This is a genomic window from Actinophytocola oryzae, assembly GCF_004364325.1.
Taxonomy (GTDB): domain Bacteria; phylum Actinomycetota; class Actinomycetes; order Mycobacteriales; family Pseudonocardiaceae; genus Actinophytocola; species Actinophytocola oryzae.
On the sequence record NZ_SOCP01000001.1, the window covers coordinates 341179 to 361694 of the forward strand.

Annotated in this window: 18 protein-coding genes; 7 read left to right on the top strand and 11 right to left on the bottom strand. The window is 71.2% G+C overall.

The window, feature by feature from the left end; genetic code table 11:
* Window positions 1–25: 25 nt before the first annotated feature.
* The 4 genes from CLV71_RS01455 (at window position 26) to CLV71_RS01470 (ending at window position 3952) form a co-directional block, all read left to right on the top strand.
* Complete coding sequence (locus CLV71_RS01455) at window positions 26–1627, top strand: PucR family transcriptional regulator (protein ID WP_133900704.1); 1602 nt, start codon at window positions 26–28, stop codon at window positions 1625–1627.
* Between the two features lie 30 nt (window positions 1628–1657).
* Window positions 1658–2707 (top strand): MarR family winged helix-turn-helix transcriptional regulator, encoded by a 1050-nt coding sequence (locus tag CLV71_RS01460; protein ID WP_133900705.1) that lies wholly within the window; start codon window positions 1658–1660, stop codon window positions 2705–2707.
* A 102-nt stretch (window positions 2708–2809) separates the two neighbouring features.
* Window positions 2810–3313 carry an SRPBCC family protein gene (locus tag CLV71_RS01465; RefSeq protein WP_208297334.1) on the top strand — a complete coding sequence of 168 codons (504 nt, stop codon included), beginning with the start codon at window positions 2810–2812 and terminating at the stop codon, window positions 3311–3313.
* A 204-nt stretch (window positions 3314–3517) separates the two neighbouring features.
* Entirely contained in the window at window positions 3518–3952 is a 435-nt protein-coding gene (locus tag CLV71_RS01470; RefSeq protein ID WP_133900706.1) for a DUF2690 domain-containing protein, read from the top strand.
* A gap of 138 nt (window positions 3953–4090) precedes the next feature.
* Here CLV71_RS01470 and CLV71_RS01475 read toward each other — a convergent pair whose 3' ends face one another.
* From CLV71_RS01475 to CLV71_RS01510, 8 genes are all read right to left on the bottom strand, one after another.
* A complete protein-coding gene (locus CLV71_RS01475) occupies window positions 4091–4612 on the bottom strand; it encodes a GNAT family N-acetyltransferase (RefSeq protein WP_133900707.1) in 522 nt (173 codons plus the stop codon).
* Window positions 4609–5799, bottom strand: coding sequence for an MFS transporter (locus tag CLV71_RS01480; RefSeq protein ID WP_166663872.1), 1191 nt, complete (start codon window positions 5797–5799; stop codon window positions 4609–4611). Before CLV71_RS01480 ends, CLV71_RS01475 begins: the two co-directional genes overlap by 4 nt.
* Window positions 5796–7214 (bottom strand): aminotransferase family protein, encoded by a 1419-nt coding sequence (locus CLV71_RS01485; RefSeq protein ID WP_133900709.1) that lies wholly within the window; start codon window positions 7212–7214, stop codon window positions 5796–5798. The genes CLV71_RS01480 and CLV71_RS01485 overlap by 4 nt, the downstream gene beginning before the upstream one ends.
* Window positions 7215–7284: 70 nt before the next feature.
* Window positions 7285–7473: a hypothetical protein gene (locus tag CLV71_RS01490; RefSeq protein WP_133900710.1), complete on the bottom strand. Its 189-nt coding sequence runs from the start codon at window positions 7471–7473 to the stop codon at window positions 7285–7287.
* Between the two features lie 35 nt (window positions 7474–7508).
* Entirely contained in the window at window positions 7509–8789 is a 1281-nt protein-coding gene (locus tag CLV71_RS01495) for a radical SAM/SPASM domain-containing protein (RefSeq protein WP_133900711.1), read from the bottom strand.
* A 156-nt stretch (window positions 8790–8945) separates the two neighbouring features.
* Window positions 8946–9461, bottom strand: a complete 516-nt coding sequence (locus CLV71_RS01500) for a hypothetical protein (RefSeq protein WP_133900712.1) — start codon at window positions 9459–9461, stop codon at window positions 8946–8948.
* Between the two features lie 49 nt (window positions 9462–9510).
* The gene (locus tag CLV71_RS01505; protein ID WP_133900713.1) at window positions 9511–10416 is read right to left on the bottom strand and encodes an RluA family pseudouridine synthase; all 906 of its coding nucleotides are present in this window, start codon (window positions 10414–10416) and stop codon (window positions 9511–9513) included.
* Window positions 10417–10425: 9 nt separating this feature from the next.
* Window positions 10426–11028 carry a TetR/AcrR family transcriptional regulator gene (locus CLV71_RS01510; protein WP_243866161.1) on the bottom strand — a complete coding sequence of 201 codons (603 nt, stop codon included), beginning with the start codon at window positions 11026–11028 and terminating at the stop codon, window positions 10426–10428.
* Between the two features lie 80 nt (window positions 11029–11108).
* Here CLV71_RS01510 and CLV71_RS01515 point away from each other — a divergent pair, with 80 nt between their 5' ends.
* The gene (locus tag CLV71_RS01515) at window positions 11109–11912 is read left to right on the top strand and encodes an SDR family NAD(P)-dependent oxidoreductase (RefSeq protein ID WP_133900715.1); all 804 of its coding nucleotides are present in this window, start codon (window positions 11109–11111) and stop codon (window positions 11910–11912) included.
* Between the two features lie 38 nt (window positions 11913–11950).
* Window positions 11951–12478 (top strand): GNAT family N-acetyltransferase, encoded by a 528-nt coding sequence (locus CLV71_RS01520; protein ID WP_133900716.1) that lies wholly within the window; start codon window positions 11951–11953, stop codon window positions 12476–12478.
* Window positions 12479–12576: 98 nt separating this feature from the next.
* Here the strand turns inward: CLV71_RS01520 and CLV71_RS01525 are convergent, their stop codons facing one another.
* The gene (locus CLV71_RS01525) at window positions 12577–13062 is read right to left on the bottom strand and encodes a hypothetical protein (RefSeq protein ID WP_133900717.1); all 486 of its coding nucleotides are present in this window, start codon (window positions 13060–13062) and stop codon (window positions 12577–12579) included.
* Window positions 13063–13110: 48 nt separating this feature from the next.
* Window positions 13111–13731, bottom strand: coding sequence for a C39 family peptidase (locus tag CLV71_RS01530; RefSeq protein WP_133900718.1), 621 nt, complete (start codon window positions 13729–13731; stop codon window positions 13111–13113).
* 151 nt (window positions 13732–13882) lie between these two features.
* Here CLV71_RS01530 and CLV71_RS01535 point away from each other — a divergent pair, with 151 nt between their 5' ends.
* Window positions 13883–14836, top strand: coding sequence for a helix-turn-helix transcriptional regulator (locus CLV71_RS01535; protein WP_133900719.1), 954 nt, complete (start codon window positions 13883–13885; stop codon window positions 14834–14836).
* A gap of 190 nt (window positions 14837–15026) precedes the next feature.
* Here CLV71_RS01535 and CLV71_RS01540 read toward each other — a convergent pair whose 3' ends face one another.
* Window positions 15027–20483, bottom strand: coding sequence for an ATP-binding protein (locus tag CLV71_RS01540; protein ID WP_133900720.1), 5457 nt, complete (start codon window positions 20481–20483; stop codon window positions 15027–15029).
* Window positions 20484–20516 lie beyond the last annotated feature (33 nt).

A 20516-nucleotide genomic window follows, 5' to 3' on the forward strand; every position in this document is an offset into this window, starting at 1 on the left:
TAACTTCGGGATGGTGCTCGACGCGATGAACCTCCGGCCGCGCGCCAGCCTGCGCCGCGTGCTCGACGACCTCGGCGCGACGCTGCTGGCCGTGGTCCACGGCGACGTGGACCGGGTGGCCGAGCTGGGTGGGATCGTGGTCCACGACCCGCTCGAGGAACAGGAGCTGCCCCGGCACGCGCTGGTCCTCGGCGTGGGGCTCCGGGATGTCGGCGAGATCGTCTTATTGTTGGACTCACTTGGTAGACATGGGGCGGCCGGGCTGGTGTTGCGTGCCCCGGTGCCGTCGGGCCTGGCGGAGGCGGCGACCCGGTCGGGCGTAGCGGTGCTGGCCCTGACACCCGGCGCGACCTGGGCCCAGCTGTCGGCACTGCTCCGCTCGCTCCTGGCGGAGGACCTCGGCGACGCGGGTGCGGAGACCCTCGGCGGGATGCCGTCCGGCGACCTGTTCGCCCTGGCCAACGCCATAGCCGCGCTGATCGACGCGCCGGTGACGATCGAGGACCGCAGCTCCCGCGTGCTGGCGTTCTCCGGTCGCCAGGACGAGTCGGACCCCTCCCGCGTGGAGACGATCCTCGGCAGGCAGGTCCCGGAGCGGTACACGCGCCTGCTCGTGGAGCGGGGCGTGTTCCGGGAGCTGTACCGCAGTGACCGGCCGGTGTACATCCCGCCGCTGATCGAGGGGCTGATCCTGCCGCGCGTGGCGGTGGCGGTGCGGGCAGGCGACGAGGTGCTCGGCTCGATCTGGGCGTCCGTGGGCGGCCCGCTGTCTGCCGACCGCACGCAGGCGTTCAGCGACGCGTCCCGTCTCGCGGCACTGCACATGCTGGCACTGCGGGCCGGGGCGGACGTGGCCAGGCGGTTGCGCACGGACCTGGTGAGCACGGCGTTGGAGGGCGGCCCCGGCACGCGTGAGGCGCTGGACCGGCTGGGGCTGGGGGAGCAACCGCTGGTGGTGCTGGCGCTGGGGCTGGAGCGGGCGGGGGACGACGCGGCGCTGGTGTCCGAACGGCAGCGGCTCGCGGACGGGCTCGCGATGCACCTGAGCGCGGTGCACCCGCGCAGTGCCGCGGCCCTGGTCGGCCACGTGGCGTACGGGCTGGTCCCGGTGCGGGACACGGAGGCGGCGGTGCGTGTCGCGACGGACTTCCTCGATCGGGTCGGCGACCGGGTCCACGCGGTCATCGGCATCGGCCCGGTCGCGGAGGGCACGTCGGACCTGGCGTCGGCGCGGGCGAGTGCCGACCGGGCGCTGCGGGTGCTGCGGGCGGGCACGAACGGTGGCCGGAGTGTGGCGCGCCTGGAGGACGTGCACGTCGAGGCGCTGGTGCTGGAGCTGCGTGACCTGGTGGCGGCCCGGGGCGACCGGCCGACCGGCCCGGTGGCGCGGCTGTTCGCGTACGACGAGGAGCACAACACGAACCTGGTCGCCACGCTGCGGGCGTGGCTGGACTGCTTCGGCGACGTGATCGCGGCGGCGGCGACCTTGTACGTGCACCCGAACACGTTCCGCTACCGGCTGCGGCGCCTGTCGGAGGTCGGCGGCATCGACCTGACCGACCCGGAGGCACGCTTCGCCGCGATGCTCCAGCTGCGTGTCGTGTCCCCCGCGAAGCTTGCCACGTAATTGTCGGTGCCCGCCGCTACCGTTGTCCCCATGGCCGAAAACCTGTCCCTACCAGCGCTGTTGTCCCGTGCACTGGTGGCTTTCACGATCGAGCTCGACGACGAGCTGGAGCACCGCATGCCGCACCGGACGGCGGCCGGACCGCAGGCGCGGTCCGGCCGTGGCCCGTGGCTGACCTCGCTGGCGATGTGGGCGAACTTCCTGCGTTACCTGACCGGCGGTGGCGCTCCGTTACGTGAGCTGGAGTACCGGGCCGGGCTGGTGAACCTGGCCGGGCTGGAGCGGTGGGGGTACGTGACGGTGGCCCCGGCCGACACGTCGGTGAAGTCCCGCAAGGACTTCACGGTCGAGCTGACGCGCGCGGGCAGGCGCGCGTGCGAGGCGTGGGAGCCGTTACCCGAGCTGGTCGAGACCAGCTGGCGAGAGCGCTTCGGCGAAGCACAGATCGATGCCCTGCTGACGTCACTGCGAGCGGTGGCGGCCGATCTGGAGGAACTGGAGTGGCCGTACTGCCTGCCGGTGATCCCCTTCGCCGACGGAATGCGGTCACCGGTACCCCGCGCAGGTCGACCGGACGCCGACACACTGCCCGCGCTGCTGTCGCGGGTACTGCTGGCGTTCACGCTGGAGTACGAACGCGAGTCGGAGCTGTCGCTGCCGATCAGCGCGAACGTGCTGCGGGTACTGGACGAGAAGGGCGTCCGGGTACGCGATCTGCCGGGCCTGACGGGCGTGTCGAAGGAAGCGGTGAACGCGACGCTGACGTTCGTGACGAACAGGCAGTACGTGGTGGTGGAGCCACCACCCGACGGCGGCCGGTTCAAGCTGGCCCGCCTGACGACGAAGGGCAGAACGGCGCAGACCAACTACCACACCCTGATCGAGTCGATCTCGGAACGGTGGGAGAAGGAGTTCGACCTGACACCACTACGAAATGCCCTGACGGCGCTACCGGAAGAGATCCTGCGCGCAGGAGTAGGCCGACACCCGGAAGGCTGGCGAGCCCAACGCGGTGCACCGTCGACGCTGCCGCACCACCCGATGGTGCTACACCGGGGAGGCTATCCGGACGGGAGCTGAACGTCCCGATCGCTTGTCGCTGAGTAGCCTCTGTACCCGCCTTGACCGGTTTGTGGCGTGCTGGTGTGGTCGGGGTAGGGAGCTACTGGGGAGAGGTGCGACGTGGCGACGACGAACCCGAGGGACAAACTGACGTACACCGAACCACTGGCAACGGGCGAGGTGACGTTGGAGGCATCGCCGGAACAGGTCTACCGCCTGGTCAGCGACCCGGTGGCGATGGCGGACCTCGCCGAGGAGTTCTACAAGGCAAAGTGGATCAGGGGCGCGAAAGAGGCCGCGGTGGGCAACTGGTTCTCGGGCACGAACCGAAACGGCTGGCGCCGCTGGGTGACCCACGCGGAAATCACCGAAGCCGATCCCGGCCGACGCTTCGCCTACCGAGTACGCACCCCGTTCTACGTCCCGATCTCCCGCTGGGAGTACGAGATAACCCCGACCGAGGAAGGCTGCCACCTGGCGGTGACCAACTGGCTCCGCGTCCCAGGCTGGTTCGTACCCGTGGCCATCTTCATCACCGGCCAACCAGACCGCGCGGGCACCAACAACACGAACATCGCGACAACCCTGACCCGCCTGAAACAACACGTCGAGTCCCGCCCGTAGAAGGTGTTCCAGCTCGGGACGACCAGCCATGCCGGCACCGACCGAGCTGTGCGGATCCTCCGGCAGCGCCCGGGTGAGGGACTCGCAACTCCGCTCCCGACGCGCTCGTGCTCCGAGGCGGCGACGTTTCACAGACGTTCCGACGACGGTCTTCCACCAGCGTAGGAGTCGTCGAATCCACAGGAACGAGTGAGAGGCAGTGCCATGCGCATACTCCGCCGAACCGGCACCGCGATCGCGAGTGCGATTCTCGTCATCGCCGGCTCAACGCTGACCGCATCGCCCGCCTACGCCGCCGACTACGACTGTCCGGGTGGCAGCAACCCGAACGCGCTTCCAGGCACGGCCACGACACCGGTCTCGCCGGTGCACATCGGCGGTCGGGCGATCGAGCTCCGGTACAACCGGACCGCTCGGTGCGCGTGGGGACGCATCACCCTGGGCGCGCCCGGCGACAAGATCTGGGTGGACTGGTCGAGGACGCTGACCGGTGACCACGCTCCGTGGGCACAGCTGGGGGTCACGCAGATCGCCACCGGCACGAGCAAGTTCACCAACGCCTACAACGACGCAGGTTACGTCATGCGGGCCTGCGGCCAGCCGGTCGGCTACGGCCTCGTCTGCACCGGCTGGTACTGACTTCACCGAAGTGGTGGTCCCCTGCCCCGGCGGGGACCACCACCATGCCGGTCGTTCCTGCACACATCGGGATCGTGGTGAACCACAGAATTCTCGGTAGCGGCGCCGGTTGACACCGTTGGATCAGAAACAAGCCCTTCAGGTGACCCGCAGCGTCACGACTCCGCCCGGCCATGGGCCGGCGGGTGTCTCGACGGTGAACGTGTCGGTGATGTCGAAGCCGAGGCTCTCGTAGTGGCGGAGCACCGCACCGTCCGCGCCTGCCCAGCAGTCGCCGCGTAGTACGCCGACGCCACGCGATCTCGCCAGGTCCTTGGCGCACTCCATCATCATCCCGCTGATGTTGTGGCCCTTGTGGGTCCGGTCGACGACCTGGATCGTCAGGTACAGCTCGGGCTCGGTGGGTGGCGGCACGAACGGGGGTGGGTCGCCGATGGCGAGTGCGCCGACCACCTCGCCGCCCAGGTACGCGAGAAACAGCGTGTCCTCGGTCGCCCAGCCGGTGGCCTGCTCGACCCCGCCGGGATCGGTCGAGAACGGTCTCGTGCCCCACTGCCCGGTGTGCCCGTCCGCCGCGAGCCACCGCACGGCGCCGTCCAGCAGCCGCAGCAACGCGCCCAGGTCACCAGGTCCGCCCGTGCGGACGACGAGGTCAGTCATGAGTCCCCTCCCGCTCCAGCAAGAAACGCCGCGGCCGACGCCGCCATCACAAGGCCGCACACCAGCAGCACACCGCCCGGCGAGCGCACCGCGACCAGTCCGAGCGTCGCGAACCCGACCGTCCGGCACACGAACGACGCCCACGCGTCGCCGGCCAGCACCCGCCCCATCAGCTCACCGGGCACTCTGCCCTGCAGGTACGCGGCCCACCGCACGTCGAAACCCGCTACGCAGAAACCGATCCCCGCCGCCAGGCAGTACCGCGCGGCATCGGGCGCGGACCCGAGCAGTGCCGTCCCGACCCCGGCCAGCAGCAGGAACGCCAGCGCCGCCCGCATCGGCCGCCGCCTGGCCACCAGCCCCGCCTCGGCCGCACCCAGCACCGAACCCGCCGTGAACAACGCGAAGAAGCCGCCCAGCGCCGTGCTGCCGAGCGACCCGACCATCGTCGGGACACCGACGAGCAGCGGCACGGTGACCAGCAGGTTGCCGAGGCCCGCCGCCACCATGCCCGTCCACAGTGGCCTTCGGCCCACGACGAAACGCAGGCCCGCCGCGGCCTCCGCCAGGCGCCTGGGCGCACCCTCCTCCGGTGCACGGCGTGGTGGCGGCAGGAGTGCCGCGGCGAGCAGGAACGTCACCGCGTCGACGAGGAACCACGCGTGCGCACCGAACCCGGCGATCAGCACCCCCGCCGACACCGGCCCCAGCACGGCCGCCGCGTCCAGTGCGATGGTGCGCAACATGTTCGCGGGCCCCAGCCGCCGATCGTCCACTATGGACACCATCAGCGCGCCGGTGACCGGCTGGGCGAGCGCCACCCCCGTGCCGGCCACCGCCACGATCCCCGCCACCCCGGCGGCACTCCCGGCGCTGAACAGCCACAGCGCCAGCAGCGCGCCACCTGCCGTCAGATGACCCGCACGGCTCAGCGCACGCGTCCCGTACCGGTCGGCGAGCGCGCCGCCCACGAGCCCCGCGACGAACTGCGGCACGGTGTAGGCGGCCAGGACCAGACCCAGCCGGTCGCCGTCGCCCTGCTCGACGGCGACCAGCCAGGTGAGGGCGACCAGTGTGCCGGAGCTGCCCGAGGCGGACACCGCCATGGACAGGAGCAGTCGCCGGAACCGGCCGTCCCGCAACGGTTCCAGTCCGGCGGCCAGTGCGGTGGCCGCCCGGCCGGTCACCGCGTGACGCTTCCGATGCCCCGCACGACGCGGTCCACGAGGATCTCCGTCTCCCGCTCGTCGATCACGAGCGGCGGGTAGATCACGATGTACTCGCCGCCGTGCTGGACGAGCACGCCCAGCTCCATGCACGCGGCCTGGATGCGCCGCGTCGTCTCGTACACCGACGGCGCGCCGTCGAGCTGCAGCAGCTCGAACCCGAACAGCAGCCCCACGCCGCGGATCGGCCCGACTGCCGGGTTGTCGGCCAGCCCCTCCCGCAGCCCCGCGACCGCCTGCGCGCCGCGCTCGCGTGCGTTCTCGAACACGTTCTCCGCGTACATCGCCCGCAGGGCAACGGAAGCGGCCGCACACGACACCGGGTGCCCGTCGGAGCTCGAACCGTTCGGGAAGTGTATCCCCGTCTCCTGGTCGAACGCCTGGTACACGTGCTCGGCGACCAGCACGGCGCCGAGCGGCGCGTACCCGGCCGTGATTCCCTTGGCACTGCACAGGATGTCCGGCGAGACGCCGAAGTGGGTCGCGCCGAACAACGCGCCGAGCCTGCCGAAGCCGGTGGTGACCTCGTCGTAGATCACCAGGAAACCCAGCTTCCTGGCCAGATCCCGCACGCTCTCCAGGAAGTGCCTGGTCATCGGCTGGACCGGGCCCTCCATCATCGGCTCGACGATGAACGCGGCTACCTGGCCCGCGCCGATCCCGTCGACCGTCGCACGCAGCGCCGCGGTGCAGTCACCCGTCTTCGTGGGGTCACCGGTGCAGCCGGGGCAGTCGGCGAAGGCGGGGACGGGGGTGCGTGCGAGGTGCGGCGGGGGGACCGGCACGACCTTCTCCACGAAGTCGTCCCCGGACGCGGCCAGCGTCAGGTAGGTGCTGCCGTGGAAGCTGTAGCGCAGCGAGATGATCCACGTCCGCTCCGGCTGGCCCGCGTTGAGGTGGTACAGCCGCGACATGTGCAGTGCGTTCTCCACCGACGCGCTGCCCATGTGCGTGAACCGCACGCGGGTCAGGCCCGGCGGCGCCGCGGCGACCAGCTCCGCCGCGTAGCGCACGGTCGTCAACGCGGGCTGGTCGTAGCGGATCACGCAGCTGAACGGCAGCTCGGCCGCCTGCTTGGCCATCGCGTCCACGATGTCCACCCGGCTGTAACCCAGCGCCATGTTGCATGCCCCGGACCGCGCGTCCAGGTACCTGCGGCCCGCGATGTCCTCCACCCAGCAGCCGTCGCCGCGCACGAGCAGGTGCGTCGGGTCCGAGCGGTCCAGCCGTTGCCGCATCTTCGACTGGCCGTGCCACAGCGGGTAGGCCGCGTGGTCGAACTCCGTCCGTTCCGCGACGTCCTTGTTTGCCCAGTAGGCAGTCGCGGCGTCTATTGCCGACAACTCGTTCGCTGCCGTGATCTCCACAGCGGTCACCGCACGATCTCCACTTCTGTCGCCTCTGGCACGTGTGGCGTGCGGGGCGACCGCACGCCACACGCGTCGGTCACTCCGTTCCCTTCAGGCTGCTCTTGTCGGCGCAGAACGCACCGCGAGCAGTCGTCGTCCACCGCACGTAGTTGAGCGACGCGCCCCTGGTGTTCACGAGCTGGGCGTCCTCGGTGCCGGCGTCGGGCACGGCGATGTCGAGCACGTCGGCCTCGTCGTAGCCGTAGTCCGGCCGCAGGTCTGCCATAGTTGTCACCTCCTCCCGGCAACGGGTTGGACAGGTCAGCCGGACGAGGACCAGGCGATGAGGTTGTCGTAGAACGACTCCTTGTAGCGGTTCGAGCACGCGACCTGGCCGAGCCGTCCGTCGCCGCGCAGCTGGCCGAGGTGGCAGCGACCGCCGCACACGTGCCGCAGGTCGCACACCCGGCACTCGGCCATCTTGTTGACCTGCAACAGTTCCCGCTCCTGGTCGATCCGGTCGATGAGGCCCTCGGCGCCGTCGGCGAACACGTTGCCCCGGATGAACCGGGGTGTGAGGCAGGTCGACACGTCGCCGTTGCTGTAGATCGTGAGGGTGTCGCCGTAGCCGCAGCTCTGCCGTGGCCGCACGGGAACCCCGGTCCACAGCGCGCTTCCGTCGACCCCGACCGACGACGGTTCACCTGCCGTGCCACCGGTCAGCGACGCGGAGATGGCGGCGAGGGTCTCGCGGAACTCGTCCTGGGGCAGGCCGAGGTCGAACACCTCGGCGCCGCGCCCCTCCGGCACGAGCGTGCCGAGGTCGACGTCGGTGCGGAACGGCAGCCCGGCGAGGAACGGGCGCAGGTCCGCCACCAGCTCGTCGCGGTTGCTGCGCAGCACGGTGATGTTGAGAACCTTGCGGAAGGGCGTGTCCGCGAGGCCCTGTAGGTTCCGGTACGTGCGGCGGAAGGCGTTCCTGCCGCGGACTAGGTCGTGCGTCTCCGGCGAGATCCCGTCGAGGCTGATCGCGCACACGTCGAGCAGCGGCGCGACCCTCGCCAGCCGCGCGCCGCGCAGCAGCAGCCCGTTGGTGATCATCGCCGTGAGGATCGTGCTGCCCTGCAAGGACTTCACGTGTTCGAGCAGCGGGATCAGCGACGCGGACAGCATCGGCTCGCCGCCGGAGAAGCTGACGTGGATGGGGGAGTAGCGGGCGGCGAGCTCGTCGAGGAGGCGCCGCCACCGGTCCAGCTCGGTCTCCGGCGTGATGCGCACGGCGCTGTCCATGTAGCAGTGCGTGCAGGTGAGGTTGCACCGGTTGGTGAGGTGGATCTGCACCTGCCGGTAGCGGTCCAGCTTCGCCAGGTCGGGCGGCTCCGCGAGAAAACCGGCCCGCACCAGGCGTCCGACCACCCCGAGGAGCGACTCGCGGTCGGCGGCGTCCAGGCCGTCCAGCGCCGCGCGGACGGTGGGTCTCGACCGCAGCCTGCGCAGCAGCTCGGCCTCGGCGTGATCGAGCGCGAGCCATGCCGGCCGCTCGGCGTCGATGACCAACGTCTTGTCGCCACGGGAATGCTCGGTCAGCTGTCCGAGCGGCAACGGAGAGTCAAGCGAAACACGGTGACTCGTGCCCATCGGTTCCCCACTTCCCAGGTGCGGTGAGTCCGCCGCCACGAGTATGTGTGCGGGAACTGCCTGGCACGCAAGGAAGTTGGGTACTTGTACCTACGCTAGCCGGGGTTTGGGCGCCGTTCCTCAGCGGCGGGGCGGCCGTTCGCCCGCCTTCGCGCCGTGTACGACGGCGAGGACGAGGCACGCCAGTCCGGAAAGCCAGCGGCCCGTGCCGACGTCGGTGTCCTCCGGGTCGTAGAAACCGTCCGGTTCCACCTGTCCCACGAGGAAGACGATCGCGATGATCGTGACGAGTGCGGCCACCACGAAGAAGATGTGCGTGGCCCGGCCCGACTCGCCGGTGAACGCGGCCAAGGAGCCACCGGCCGTCAGGAGCACCAGGGCGAGCGTCACCACGGCCTGCCAGCCCTCGGGAACCATGCCCCAGAGCGTGGTGGCCTGGTCGAGGTGGCCGTCGCTGTCGCTGGCCGACCGCCACGTGGTCGCGGTCAGCACGCCGAGCGCCCCCGCGACCGTGCACGCGGTCAGCGCGTAGCCGAGGGCGCCGCGGTCGTGCCGCTGCCCGCGTTCGACCTCGTCGAGGCGTTTGCGCAGGTAGGCGAGCGACTTCTCCAGCTTGTCGATCCGATCGTCGGGCACGTCGGCACCATAGCCGCCGCCGGGTCGCCGTGCGGGTGGAACGCGCGGGTCACCACTGCGCGAGACGCAGGCGACTCTCGAACCGGCGTGGCTCGCGGGTGACCGGGTCGTCGAACTCCAGCACCTTCGCGAGCAGCTGCAGCGGGCGGGTGTAGTCGTCGAGGGGGCGGTCCTCCAGGACCGGGTAGAACGGGTCGCCGATGATCGGTACGCCGAGGCCGCACATGTGCAGCCGCAGCTGGTGGGTCCGGCCGGTGGTGGGCTGCAGCCGGTACAGCCCGCGGCCGTCCCGGTGGTCGAGCAGCTCCACGCGGGTCTCCGCGTTGGGCTCGCCGGGCACCTCCCGCGCGGTGACCACCCCGCGCTCCTTGACGATCCTGCTCCGCACGACCGTCGGCAGCGCCAGGTCCGGGCGGTGCGCGGCGACGGCGACGTACTCCTTGCGCACCAACCGGTCCCGGAACATCGTCTGGTACCTGCCCCGTAGCTCGGGCCGCACCACGAACAGCACGAGCCCGGCGGTGGGCCGGTCGAGCCGGTGTGCCGGCACGAGCGCGGGCAGGTGCAGCTCCCGGCGCAGGCGCACGAGCGCGGTCTCCGTGACGTGGCGCCCGCGCGGGATCGTCGACAGGAAGTGCGGCTTGTCGGCGACGACGATGGCCTCGTCGCGGTACACGACGTCCACCTCGAACGGCACCGGCGCCTCGTCGGGCAGGTCGCGGTGGAACCACACGAACGTGCCCGGCGCGTAGGCGGCGTCGGCCGTGACCGGGCCGTGCTGGTCGACGAAACGCTCCTCCGCGAACATGGCGTCGATGCGGTCCGGGTCCACCCTCGGCAGCCGTGCGGCGAGGAACGCCCGCACGGTCGGCCACGTGCCGTCCTCGGGGAGCCGCAGGCGCGCCGGGTCGAGGCCGTGGCGTTGCGGCAGTGGAGCGGGGACGGTGCGGCGCATCCCGCCAGCCTACGGACCGGCGAGCCGCGCCAGGCCGGCACGCGCGGCGTCGAGCACCCGGTCGACCAGCGGCACCAGGTCCTCGGTGGTGTGGGCCTCGCGGGTCATGTACAGCTCGCGCAGGCCGCCGACCACGGTGTAGGCGGTCAGGCGCGGGGCCAGCGCGTCGGCGGGGAGCCCGAGGTCGGCGCCGATGGCGGCGGCGAGCAGGCGTTCCAGCTCGTAGTAGCCCGCGCGGGCACGGCCACGCAGGTCCTCGTCCTGGGCGATGAGCGTGGCGCGCTGGGTGCGCCGGGCCCAGACCGCGCCCGGCTCGGCGGCCTGGTCGTCGAGGGCATGCATGGTGTCGCGCATCCACGCGCCCACCACGTCGAGGGTCGGGCCGCCGTCGAGCCGGGCGGCCAGCGACTCCGGCGTGAACGGGTCGTCGGCGAAGAGCAGGTCCTCCTTGGTGGGGAAGTGCAGCGTGACCGTGCGGACCGCGACGTCCGCGTGCTCCGCGATAGCCGCGATCGTCGTGTTGCGATAGCCGTGCGCCGTGAACAGCTCCACGGCCGCCGACTGGATCCGCTCGCGCGTCTGCTGCTTCTTCCGCTCTCGCCTGCCTTCCACGGCTACGAACGATACCACTCGACACATTAATACCGACCGTACTACTATTGCTAGTGAACGCATCGAAGGGAGAGGGCGCGATGTCCAGGACGTGGTTCATCACCGGCACTTCGAAGGGGTTCGGCCGCGAGTGGGCGGAGGCCGCGCTGGAGCGTGGCGACCGGGTCGCGGCGACAGCACGTGACGTCGACCGGATCAAGCCGCTGGTCGACGCGTACGGCGACGCGGTGCTGACGCTGGAGCTGGACGTCACCGACCGCGAGGCGGTGTTCGAGGCCGTCGGGCAGGCGGTCGCGCGGTTCGGCGGGCTGGACGTGGTGGTCAACAACGCCGGGTACGGCCACTTCGGCATGGTGGAGGAGCTGACCGAGGCCGAGGTGCGTGCGGAGCTGGAGACCAACTTCTTCGGCACGCTGTGGGTGACGCAGGCGGTCCTGCCCGTGCTGCGTGCGCGGGGAGGCGGGCGGATCATCCAGGTCACCAGCGAGGGTGGTGTGCGGGCGTTTCCCGGGATCGGTGCCTACCACGCGTCGAAGTGGGCGGTGGAGGGTCTTTCGGACTCGCTGCGCCAGGAGGTCGCGGGCTTCGGCGTGTACGTGATCTGCCTGGAGCCCGGCCCGTACGCCACGGACTTCGGCGGCGGGAGCATGGGCACCAGCCCAGAGCACCCGGACTACGCGGAGGTCCGCGCGGCCACCGCCCCGGTGTGGGACCTCGGCGACCCGAAGGCCACCCGGGGCCCGATCCTGGAGCTGGCCGACACCGACGACCCGCCGGCCAGGGTCTTCTTCGGCAACTCGTTCGAGGCCGTCGCCGCCGACTACGAGGAGCGGCTCGCGACGTGGCGGAAGTGGCAGCCGGTGGCGGTGGCGGCGTTCCGCTGACGACCTAGGATGGTCGCCAGAGGGTCAGGGGAGGGTCGATGTTGCGTGTGGCCGTGCCTGCCGACCTGCCGATGATCGAGGCACTCATGCGGCGGTCGGTACTCGACGTGTTCCCGTCGTTCCACGACGAGACCGAGACGGCCGCCGCCGCGCGGTACCTGGCCGAGCCGGACAAGGTCCTGGTCGACGACGGCACCTACTACGTGCACGAGACGGCGGGCGAGATCGTCGCCTGCGGTGGGTGGAGCAGGCGCGACCGGCTGCACGCGGGTGCGGGGGCGGCCCCGTCGGACGACCGGCTCCTCGACCCGGCCACGGAACCGGCACGCGTGCGGGCCATGTTCGTCCGAGGCGACCAGACTCGCCGGGGTCTGGGCCGGGGGATCCTGGAGCGGGCCGCGGCGGATGCTCGCGCGGCCGGGTTCCGCACGCTGGTGCTGATGGCCACGCTGCCGGGGGTGCCGCTGTACCGCGCGTTCGGGTTCCGCGAGGTGGAGCGGGTCCGGTTGCCCATGCCCAACGGCGTGGAGCTGGGCGGGGTGTCGATGGAGTACACCCTGCCCTGACCGGCCCCCGACCGGCCCCCGCCCCTCGTGCACTGAAGGACGCCTTCCTTACGCTGGGCGTTACGAAGGACGCCTTCAGTGCATTTGGGGCCCCGCGCTCAGTCGGCGTCGTCGTCCTTGCCCTCGCCGCGGCGGCGGAGGAAGTCGAATCCGGGGATGCCCAGGATGGCCTGGCGGACGTCGTTGGCGACCTCCAGCAGGTCGTGCAGGTCGGGCCCGACCTGGTTGAGGGTGGTGAGGATGGGCAGGATGTCCTCGTTGAGGTGTTTGGACAGTCGCGGCAGCTCGTCGACCAGCTTGATCGCGGCCTGGACCTCGTGCGCGCTGAACTCCTTCATGAACTCGACCAGCGGGCGGGTCGCGGCCACCTGCACCTCGACGGCCTCGGTGACCCGGCGTGCGCGCACGACCGTGTCCTCGGCGTCGGCGACCACCTGCTCGGTGCGGCGCACCAGCCCGTCGGCCCGCTCGACGATCGACTCGGCGGCGGTCAGCAGGTCCAGCACCCGGCGCGGCACGGAGGTGGCGGTGTCGACGGACCAGCGGAACACTTCCGGCGGCCACAGACTACGGGGTAACGGCATGGCTACATCTCACACGAAAACCGCGTCGCCGGCTTGTCCAGCCACCCGTCAGGCGCTGTAGCCCTTCGGCGGGATGAGGGTGGCGAGCTGGTTGAACGTGAGCCAGTAGAGCTGGTGGCCGCCGAAGCCGGCCGGGTCGGCGATCTTCACCGTCCGGTTCGCGTCGTTGTAGCCGATCACCGTGAAGTAGTGGTAGATCGTGTAGTTGGGGTAGCCGGGCGGGTGGTTGTTCGCGGGCGCCACGATGTTCGCGACGATCGGGTAGTTGTTGTCGATGTTCAGCACGATGTCGCGCCACAGCAGGTCGCGCTGCGCCTGCGTCGGGGGATCGTCGGGCATCTCCTTGGTCTCGTACCAGCCGACATACCCGCTCAGGACGTTCGTGACCTGGCCGATCCAGTCGGTGCCGTTGGTCGTCGTGCCGAGCTGGGAGGCGAGCTGGGACTGGGTTCGATGGACGCCGCGGGCGGACAGCGCGATCCTGGTGGCCGCCGGGCCGCACCAGTAGCCGGTCTGCTGGACCTGGTACTCGACCCGCAGGACGTGTTCGCCCTGGACGCCGACGTCCGACGGCGTCATGCCGGCCGGGTTGGCGCCCGCGAGCGGCGCGGTGAGCACCGGTGCCACGGCGACCGCCGCGGTGACCAGGGCAAGGAGGGTCCTACGCATGGGGATCTCCTGACGGCAGGGGGTCGGCGAGAATTCACCAACTGTCTGGAATTTCCGTTACGTTGATGGTGGCAGCGGCGTGCGACCAGGGCCAGACCTGTCCACTGGCTCACGTGCGCCATAGCGCATCTGAGCCACGCCGGGAGGTTCCGTGTTCGACGTACTCGATCCGGACAGTGCCCAGGGTCAGGTCTACCGCGCGCTGACCCGCGTCGGTCGGTCCGATGTGGACACACTCGCGGATGTCGCCGGACTGTCCACGTCGGACGTGTCCCGGGCGCTGGGCGAACTCGCCGACCTCGACGTGGTGGTGCGCGAGCCGTCCGGTTGGGTGGCGCGACCGCCTGCGCGGGTGATGTCGGAGCTGCTGCGTGCCGAGGACGCCCGCCGGACCGCGCTGTGGCGCGCGGGTGCCGAGCTGGACGAGCTGTACCACCTGGCGCGCCATGCCGAGGGCAGACCCGAGGTGGAGCCGGTCGCGGACCTGGCCGAGCTGTTCACGTTGACGGCACGCGTGCAGGAGCGTGCGACCGAGCGGGTCCGCTGGCTGGACAGACCGCCGTACCGCAGCAGTCCGGCGCGGTTCGTGGCTCAGGAGTCTTTGCAGGTCAACAGAATGGCGGCGGGTGTGGCCTACCGGGTCCTGTACCACCGGGCGGTCTACGACGACGCCGCGCTGTTCGCCGGCATGACCAGGATGATCGAACGGGGCGAGGACGCGCGTGTGCTTGCCGGACATCCGGTGAAGCTGCTGATCGGTGACGACCGGACGGCGTTGCTGATCCCGGAGCCGGAACGCGTCGGCGCGGAGGGCTCGCTGGTGATCCATGCCTCGAGCCTGCTGGCGGCGTTCGCGGGCCTGTTCGAGACACTGTGGACACTCGGCGTGCCGGTCTCGGCGGCCGACCCGTCCGCCGCGCTGTCCGAACAGGACAGAAAGATCATCACGTTGATGGCGGCGGGCCTCACCGACGAGGCGATTGCCCGCCGCCTCAAGCTTTCTCGTCGAACTGTCGTTCGGCGGATCGCCGTGTTGCTCGACCGGTTGGGTGCCACGACGCGCTTCCAGGCCGGTGTGCAGGCGGCGAACCGCGGCTGGCTGTGACCGGTCAGCTCACCGTCAGGTTGGACAGTACTGGTTAGGCAGCGCTACGAGGGACTCCGACCGGCGTACTCACCACGGCGCAGTGTTGGTGCGGCGAATGCACTGAAGGGGCCCTTCGTAACGCTGGGCGTTACGAAGGGCCCCTTCAGTACGCCCAGTGTCAGGAAGGCGTCCTTCAGTGCACGGGGTCTCAGCCGATGGCGTCGATGATGCGGGGGCGTAGCTCCGCCGCCGAGATCACCGCGTCCACCGACCCGACCTCCACCGCGCGGTAGACGCTGTGGACGCGGTCGAACTCCGTTGCCACGTCGGACATCTTCTCCGTCCGCACCGTGCCGCGGACCTCCGCCAGCGTTGCCGCCAACTCGGCTCGGGCCGGGCCCGTGGTCTCCGCCAGGCGGGCCTCCAGCTCGGCCACCCTCGGATCCTTCGCCGTGCGGCGGTTGACCTCGCCCGTGAAGACCACCGCCGCCGCGGGGGCACCGCCGATCACCGACGCGAACGAGCCCTCCACCGCCAGCACGGTCATGTTCGGGTTCAACGCCTTCGAGAACACCACGAACGCACCGCCGTGGTACCGCGAGATAACGCAGAACACGATCGGGCCCGCGAAGTTCACGATCGCGCGGCCGATCTCCGCACCGTATTCGAGCTGCAGCTTGCGCATCGACTCCGGTGAGCCGTCGAAGCCCGACAGGTTGGCCAGCACCACCAGCGGGCGGTTGCCGCTCGCCGCGTTGATCGCCCTTGCCGCCTTCTTCGACGACCTGGGGAACAGCGTCCCCGCCGTGTACGTGTCCGGGCCGTCCGTGGGCGGGAACCCGCGCCTCGGCACCGACCGCGACTCGATCCCCAACAGGCACACCGGCCGCCCACCCAGGTGCGCGTCCTGCACCACCGCGGTGTCCGCGTCCGCCATGCCCGCCCAGCGCTCCAGCACCGGGTGGTCCTGGTCGGACACCGCGCGCATCACCGTGCGGATGTCGAACGCCTTCTTGCGGTCCGGGTTCGCGGTGACCGAGAAGATCTCGCCGACGGTCGTGAAGTCGCTGCCCGCCAACGTGTGCGGGTAGTCCGACACGTCCCGGTCGCGCGGGTCGGTCGTGGTCACGTGCCGGGGGCCCGACTCGCCCGGTGCCACGTACGTGTGGTCGTAGTGCGCCATCAGCACGTCACGCGCCGCGCTCAGGTTCGGCGCCCAGTACTGCGCCTGGCCGTTCGGACCCATCACCCGTTCGTAGCCGCCGATGCCGAAGTTGTCCTCCGCCGACACGCTGCCGGAGAAGTCCAGCGCCTGCTTGCCCGTCAGCACCATCGCCGAGTCAGGCGTCATCACCAGGATTCCCCTGGTGTGCATGAGCATCGTGGCCTCGGCGTTCCAGTACGGCTGGGCACCGACGTTGATGCCCGCCACCACGATGTTGATCTCGCCGCCCGCCTGGGTGAACGTCACGATGCGCTTGAGCGCCGCCGCGACCCAGTCCATGTTCTCGACACCGGAGTCCATCGAGATCCGCGCGCCCGCCGACACCGAGAACCACTCCACCGGCACCCGCATTCGCTCCGCGAGGTCCAGTGCGGCGATCACCCGCGAGCACTCGGCCTCCGACAGCGCGCCGAGCGCCTTCGTCGGGTCGCCGAGCAGGGCCACCCGGTACATGCCCTCCGGGTGCCTGCTGGTCGGCGTCGTCACCACGCCGACCACGATCCCCGCGGTGTTCTGGCCGGGCGCCCTGGTCACCGCGACCAGCGTGCCGCTCTCGTCGAGGTCGTACTCCGTGAACGTGCCCGCGCCGGCGAGCACCCTGGTCAGCTCGTACGGGTACACGGTGCCGCGCAGCCGCGCCCGCAGCACCTTCAGCCGGTAGTCGTCCAGCGGTTCGACCGGCTCGCTCGGCCGCTCGCCGACCTCCAGCCGCACCTTGGAGCCGACGTCGTAGGTGATGCGCAGCGCCAGGTCGGTCAGCGCGCCGGTCTCGGGGTCCCTGCGGCGCGCGAGGATCAGGATCTCCTCCAGCCCGAGGCCCGCGGTGGTCGGCAGGACGCGCTCGGCGATCATGCCGAGCTCGTCGCCTGCCAGCTCGTTCGGCGGCCACACGTAGATGACGACCCGGTTGGTGTCGAGCCGCGTGTTCGCCGGCCGCGCGGCCTGGGCGCCCCGGATCGCGTCGAGGCACGCGGCCAGCGCGTCCTCGGCCGCGGGCAGCGCGACGAGCCTGCCGTCGCTCTCCCGCAGCGGCGTCAGGTCACGCACCTGCGCCATCGCGACGAGCCGCTCGTCCGCCGGGTTCCTCGGCGCGACGCACCGGAACAGGTACACCTCCTCGTCGGCCGACGGCAGACGGGTGAGGTCGAAGTTGCGGAACCGCTCCAGCCGCAGCCGCTGCGCGATCAGCGGGTGCAGGCCGCGGATCAGGCGCTCCTCGGTGATCCCCGTGGAGGACGGCCGGAACGTGACGTGGTGGTACAGCACCGCGCCGCCGCGGCCTGCCACCGTGATGGTGATCCGGTGCAGCTGGCTGGGCAGCGGCTGCGCGGCCAGCACCGCCCGCAGCTCCGTTGCCATCGCGTTCGAGTCGTCCGGCTGGTCGTCCCACGTCACGTAGATGTCGGCGACCATGTCGTCGGCCGAGGTCAGCTCGGCGATGGCACGCATCGCGGCGGGCAGGGCCGAGAAGTCGACACCGGTGGTGACCACGGCCGACGGGGCGGTCGGGCCCCGGTAGCCCGCGACGACGACCGTGCAGCCCGCCACGTCGGTGGTCCGCACGTCGTAGAGCCGCTTGTTGCCGTAGTACCGCCGCAGCAGCACCTCCAACATCGGCGCGATGCCCGCGTCCTTGCGGCCGATCCGCTGCGCGAGCAGCCGCACCAGCGGCTCGGTGCTGGTCACCATCGAGGCGATGCGCTCGGCGCGGTCCGGCGCGGCCGGGTTCGCGTCGAGGTAGGTGAGGTGCTTGCGGACCCCCGCGTACACGCGGGCCCGGTTGCGGCGCAGCAGCGGCTGGGCGAACCAGCGGAACACGACCGAGCGCGCCAGGTCCGACACGACCGGGAAGCGCAGCTGCGTGGCCGCGACCAGGTGCTCCAGCGTCAGACCCGCGGTCTCGCGCAGCGGCTCGGCGGGCGGCGGCTCGACCAGCCACCGCCGCAGCAGCGTGGTCACCACCGCGACGTCGCCCGCCGCGCGGCGCTGCGCCAGGAAGATCCGGAGGACGGCGTTCTCGAGCTCCGGCGTGCGCTCCAGGTCCGGCACGCCGTAGTGGGCGAGCACCGTGGTGAGCCGCTGCTGGAACGACTCCGGCACCCCGGCCCGGTCCACGTCGAGGCTCTGCAGGTAGGTGTGGAAGTACTCGCGGTGGCTGTGGACCTCGCTGGCCGCGTCGGCCGGGTGGTTGCGGGTCAGCTCCGACAGGTCGGCGAACACCTCGAGCAGCGCGACCTCGCCGGCCACCGGCCGCGCGGCGCCGCCCTCGGACCGCGCCGCCAGGTAGTCGGTGAGCACCCGGTTCTCGTCGCGCGGGTCGGCGTCGAAGCCGAGCAGCACCCCGCGCAGGTCCCGCAGTCCGGCCGCGATCCGCTCGGCCGCGGGCACGCCGGCAGGTACGGCGGGCAGGTCGATCTCGACCTCGGTGGCGGCGTCCTGCTCGGCCTCCGCGCCCTCGCCGTCGCCGAGCGGCTCCAGCCGAAGCAGCGGCGCGCCGGTCTCGACCAGGGAGCCGACCTTGACCGAGCACTCCCGCAGCCGTGCGCGGAACGGCGCGCGCAGCACGTTCTCCATCTTCATCGACTCGAGCACCAGCACCGGCGCCCCGGCCTCCACCTCGGCACCCACCTCCAGCGGCGTCGCGACGACCAGCGCGGGCGCGGGGGCACGCACGACACCGCCCTCGTCGTGGCTGACGCGGTGCGCGACGCCGTCGACCTCGACCAGGTAGGTCGGGCCGTGCGCGTGGGTGACCACCCTGAACCGGGTGCCGTTGACCACGACCTGGCCGGTCTCCCGGTCGAAGCGCTCCAGCTCGACGTCCGCCGTGTGCGGCTCGCCGCCACCGGCGGTGATCGCGACGCGGAAGCGGTCCGGGACGACCCGGCTGACGTGCACGCGGTAGCCGACGCCACGCAGCTTGAGGTCGGCCGGCCTGCTCGTGTCCAGCTGGACCTGCGGGCGTCCGCCGTGCGCGGTCGACAGCAGCTGCAGACGCGCGACCTCCTCCGCGTCCTCGTACGCCTCGATCGCGGCGACCGCGAGCGCGACCGCCGAGCCGCGCTGCGACACCAGCCTGCCCTCGCCGCGCACGCGGTCGATCCAGCCGGTGTCCGCGCTCGCGTCGATGACCTCCGGCTGGGCGAGCAGGTCGAGCACGAAGCTCTTGTTGGTCGCGCCACCGGCGATGATCACCGTGGTCTGCGCCATCGCGCGACGCAGCCTGCCCAGTGCCTCGTCGCGGTCGCGGCCGTGCGCGATGATCTTCGCGATCATCGAGTCGAAGTCGCCCGGGATGGTGTCGCCCTCGCTGACGCCCGTGTCCACCCGGATGCCGGGGCCGCTGGGCAGGTCGAGGCGGACGATGCGACCAGGTGACGGCGCGAAGTCGCGGTCCGGGTCCTCGGCGTTGAGCCGCGCCTCGATGGCGTGCCCGATCTCGGCCGGCGCACCACCCTCGAGCTTGCCGCCCGATGCGACGTGCAGCTGGGCCTTGACCAGGTCCGTGCCGGTGGTCAGCTCGGTGATCGGGTGCTCGACCTGCAGGCGGGTGTTGACCTCGAGGAAGGCGAACCGCTTCTCGCCAGGGTGGTAGAGGAACTCGACGGTGCCCGCACCCCGGTAGCCGACGGCCAGCGCGAGCCGCTCGGCGGCGGCCTTCAGCTCACCGGCCTGCTCGGCGGACAGCACCGGCGACGCGGACTCCTCGATGATCTTCTGGTTGCGGCGCTGCACGGAGCAGTCCCGCACGCCCAGCGCCCACGCCGTGCCCTGGCCGTCGGCGATGACCTGCACCTCGACGTGCCGTGCGCCGGTGACCAGGCGCTCGAGGAACACGACGCCGCTGCCGAAGGCACGCTCGGCCTCCATGCGGGTGCGCTCGTAGGCCTCGGTCAGCTCCTCCGGCGAGCCGATCTTGCGGATGCCCCGGCCGCCGCCGCCTGCCGTCGCCTTCAGCATCAGGGGGTAGCCGACCTCGTCGGCCACGCGCAGCGCGGTCTCCAGGTCGTCGACCGCACCCCGGCTCCACGGCGCGACCGGGACGTCGACCTCCTCGGCGATGAGCTTCGAGCCGATCTTGTCACCGAGCTTGCGCATGGCCTCGGCGGTCGGCCCGACGAACGTCACCCCGATCCGGTCGCACAGCTCGGCGAACGCCGGGTCCTCCGCGACGAACCCCCAGCCGACCCACGCGGCGTCCGCCTCGCTCTCGATCAGCGCCTGCTCGAGTTTGGCCAGGTCGAGGTAGGGGCGGGCCGACGCAGGCCCGAGGTCGTACCCGAGATCGGCCTCGCGGACGAACGTGGAGCCGCGATCCGCGTCGGTGTAGAACGCGACGGTCTCGATCCGCGTCCCACTCTCCGCGGAGAGCTCCTGGACGGCATGGATCAACCGCATCGCGGCTTCTCCACGGTTGACGATAGCGACACGACTGAACACCGACCGAGCCTCCTGCGGAAGACAACTGTTGGG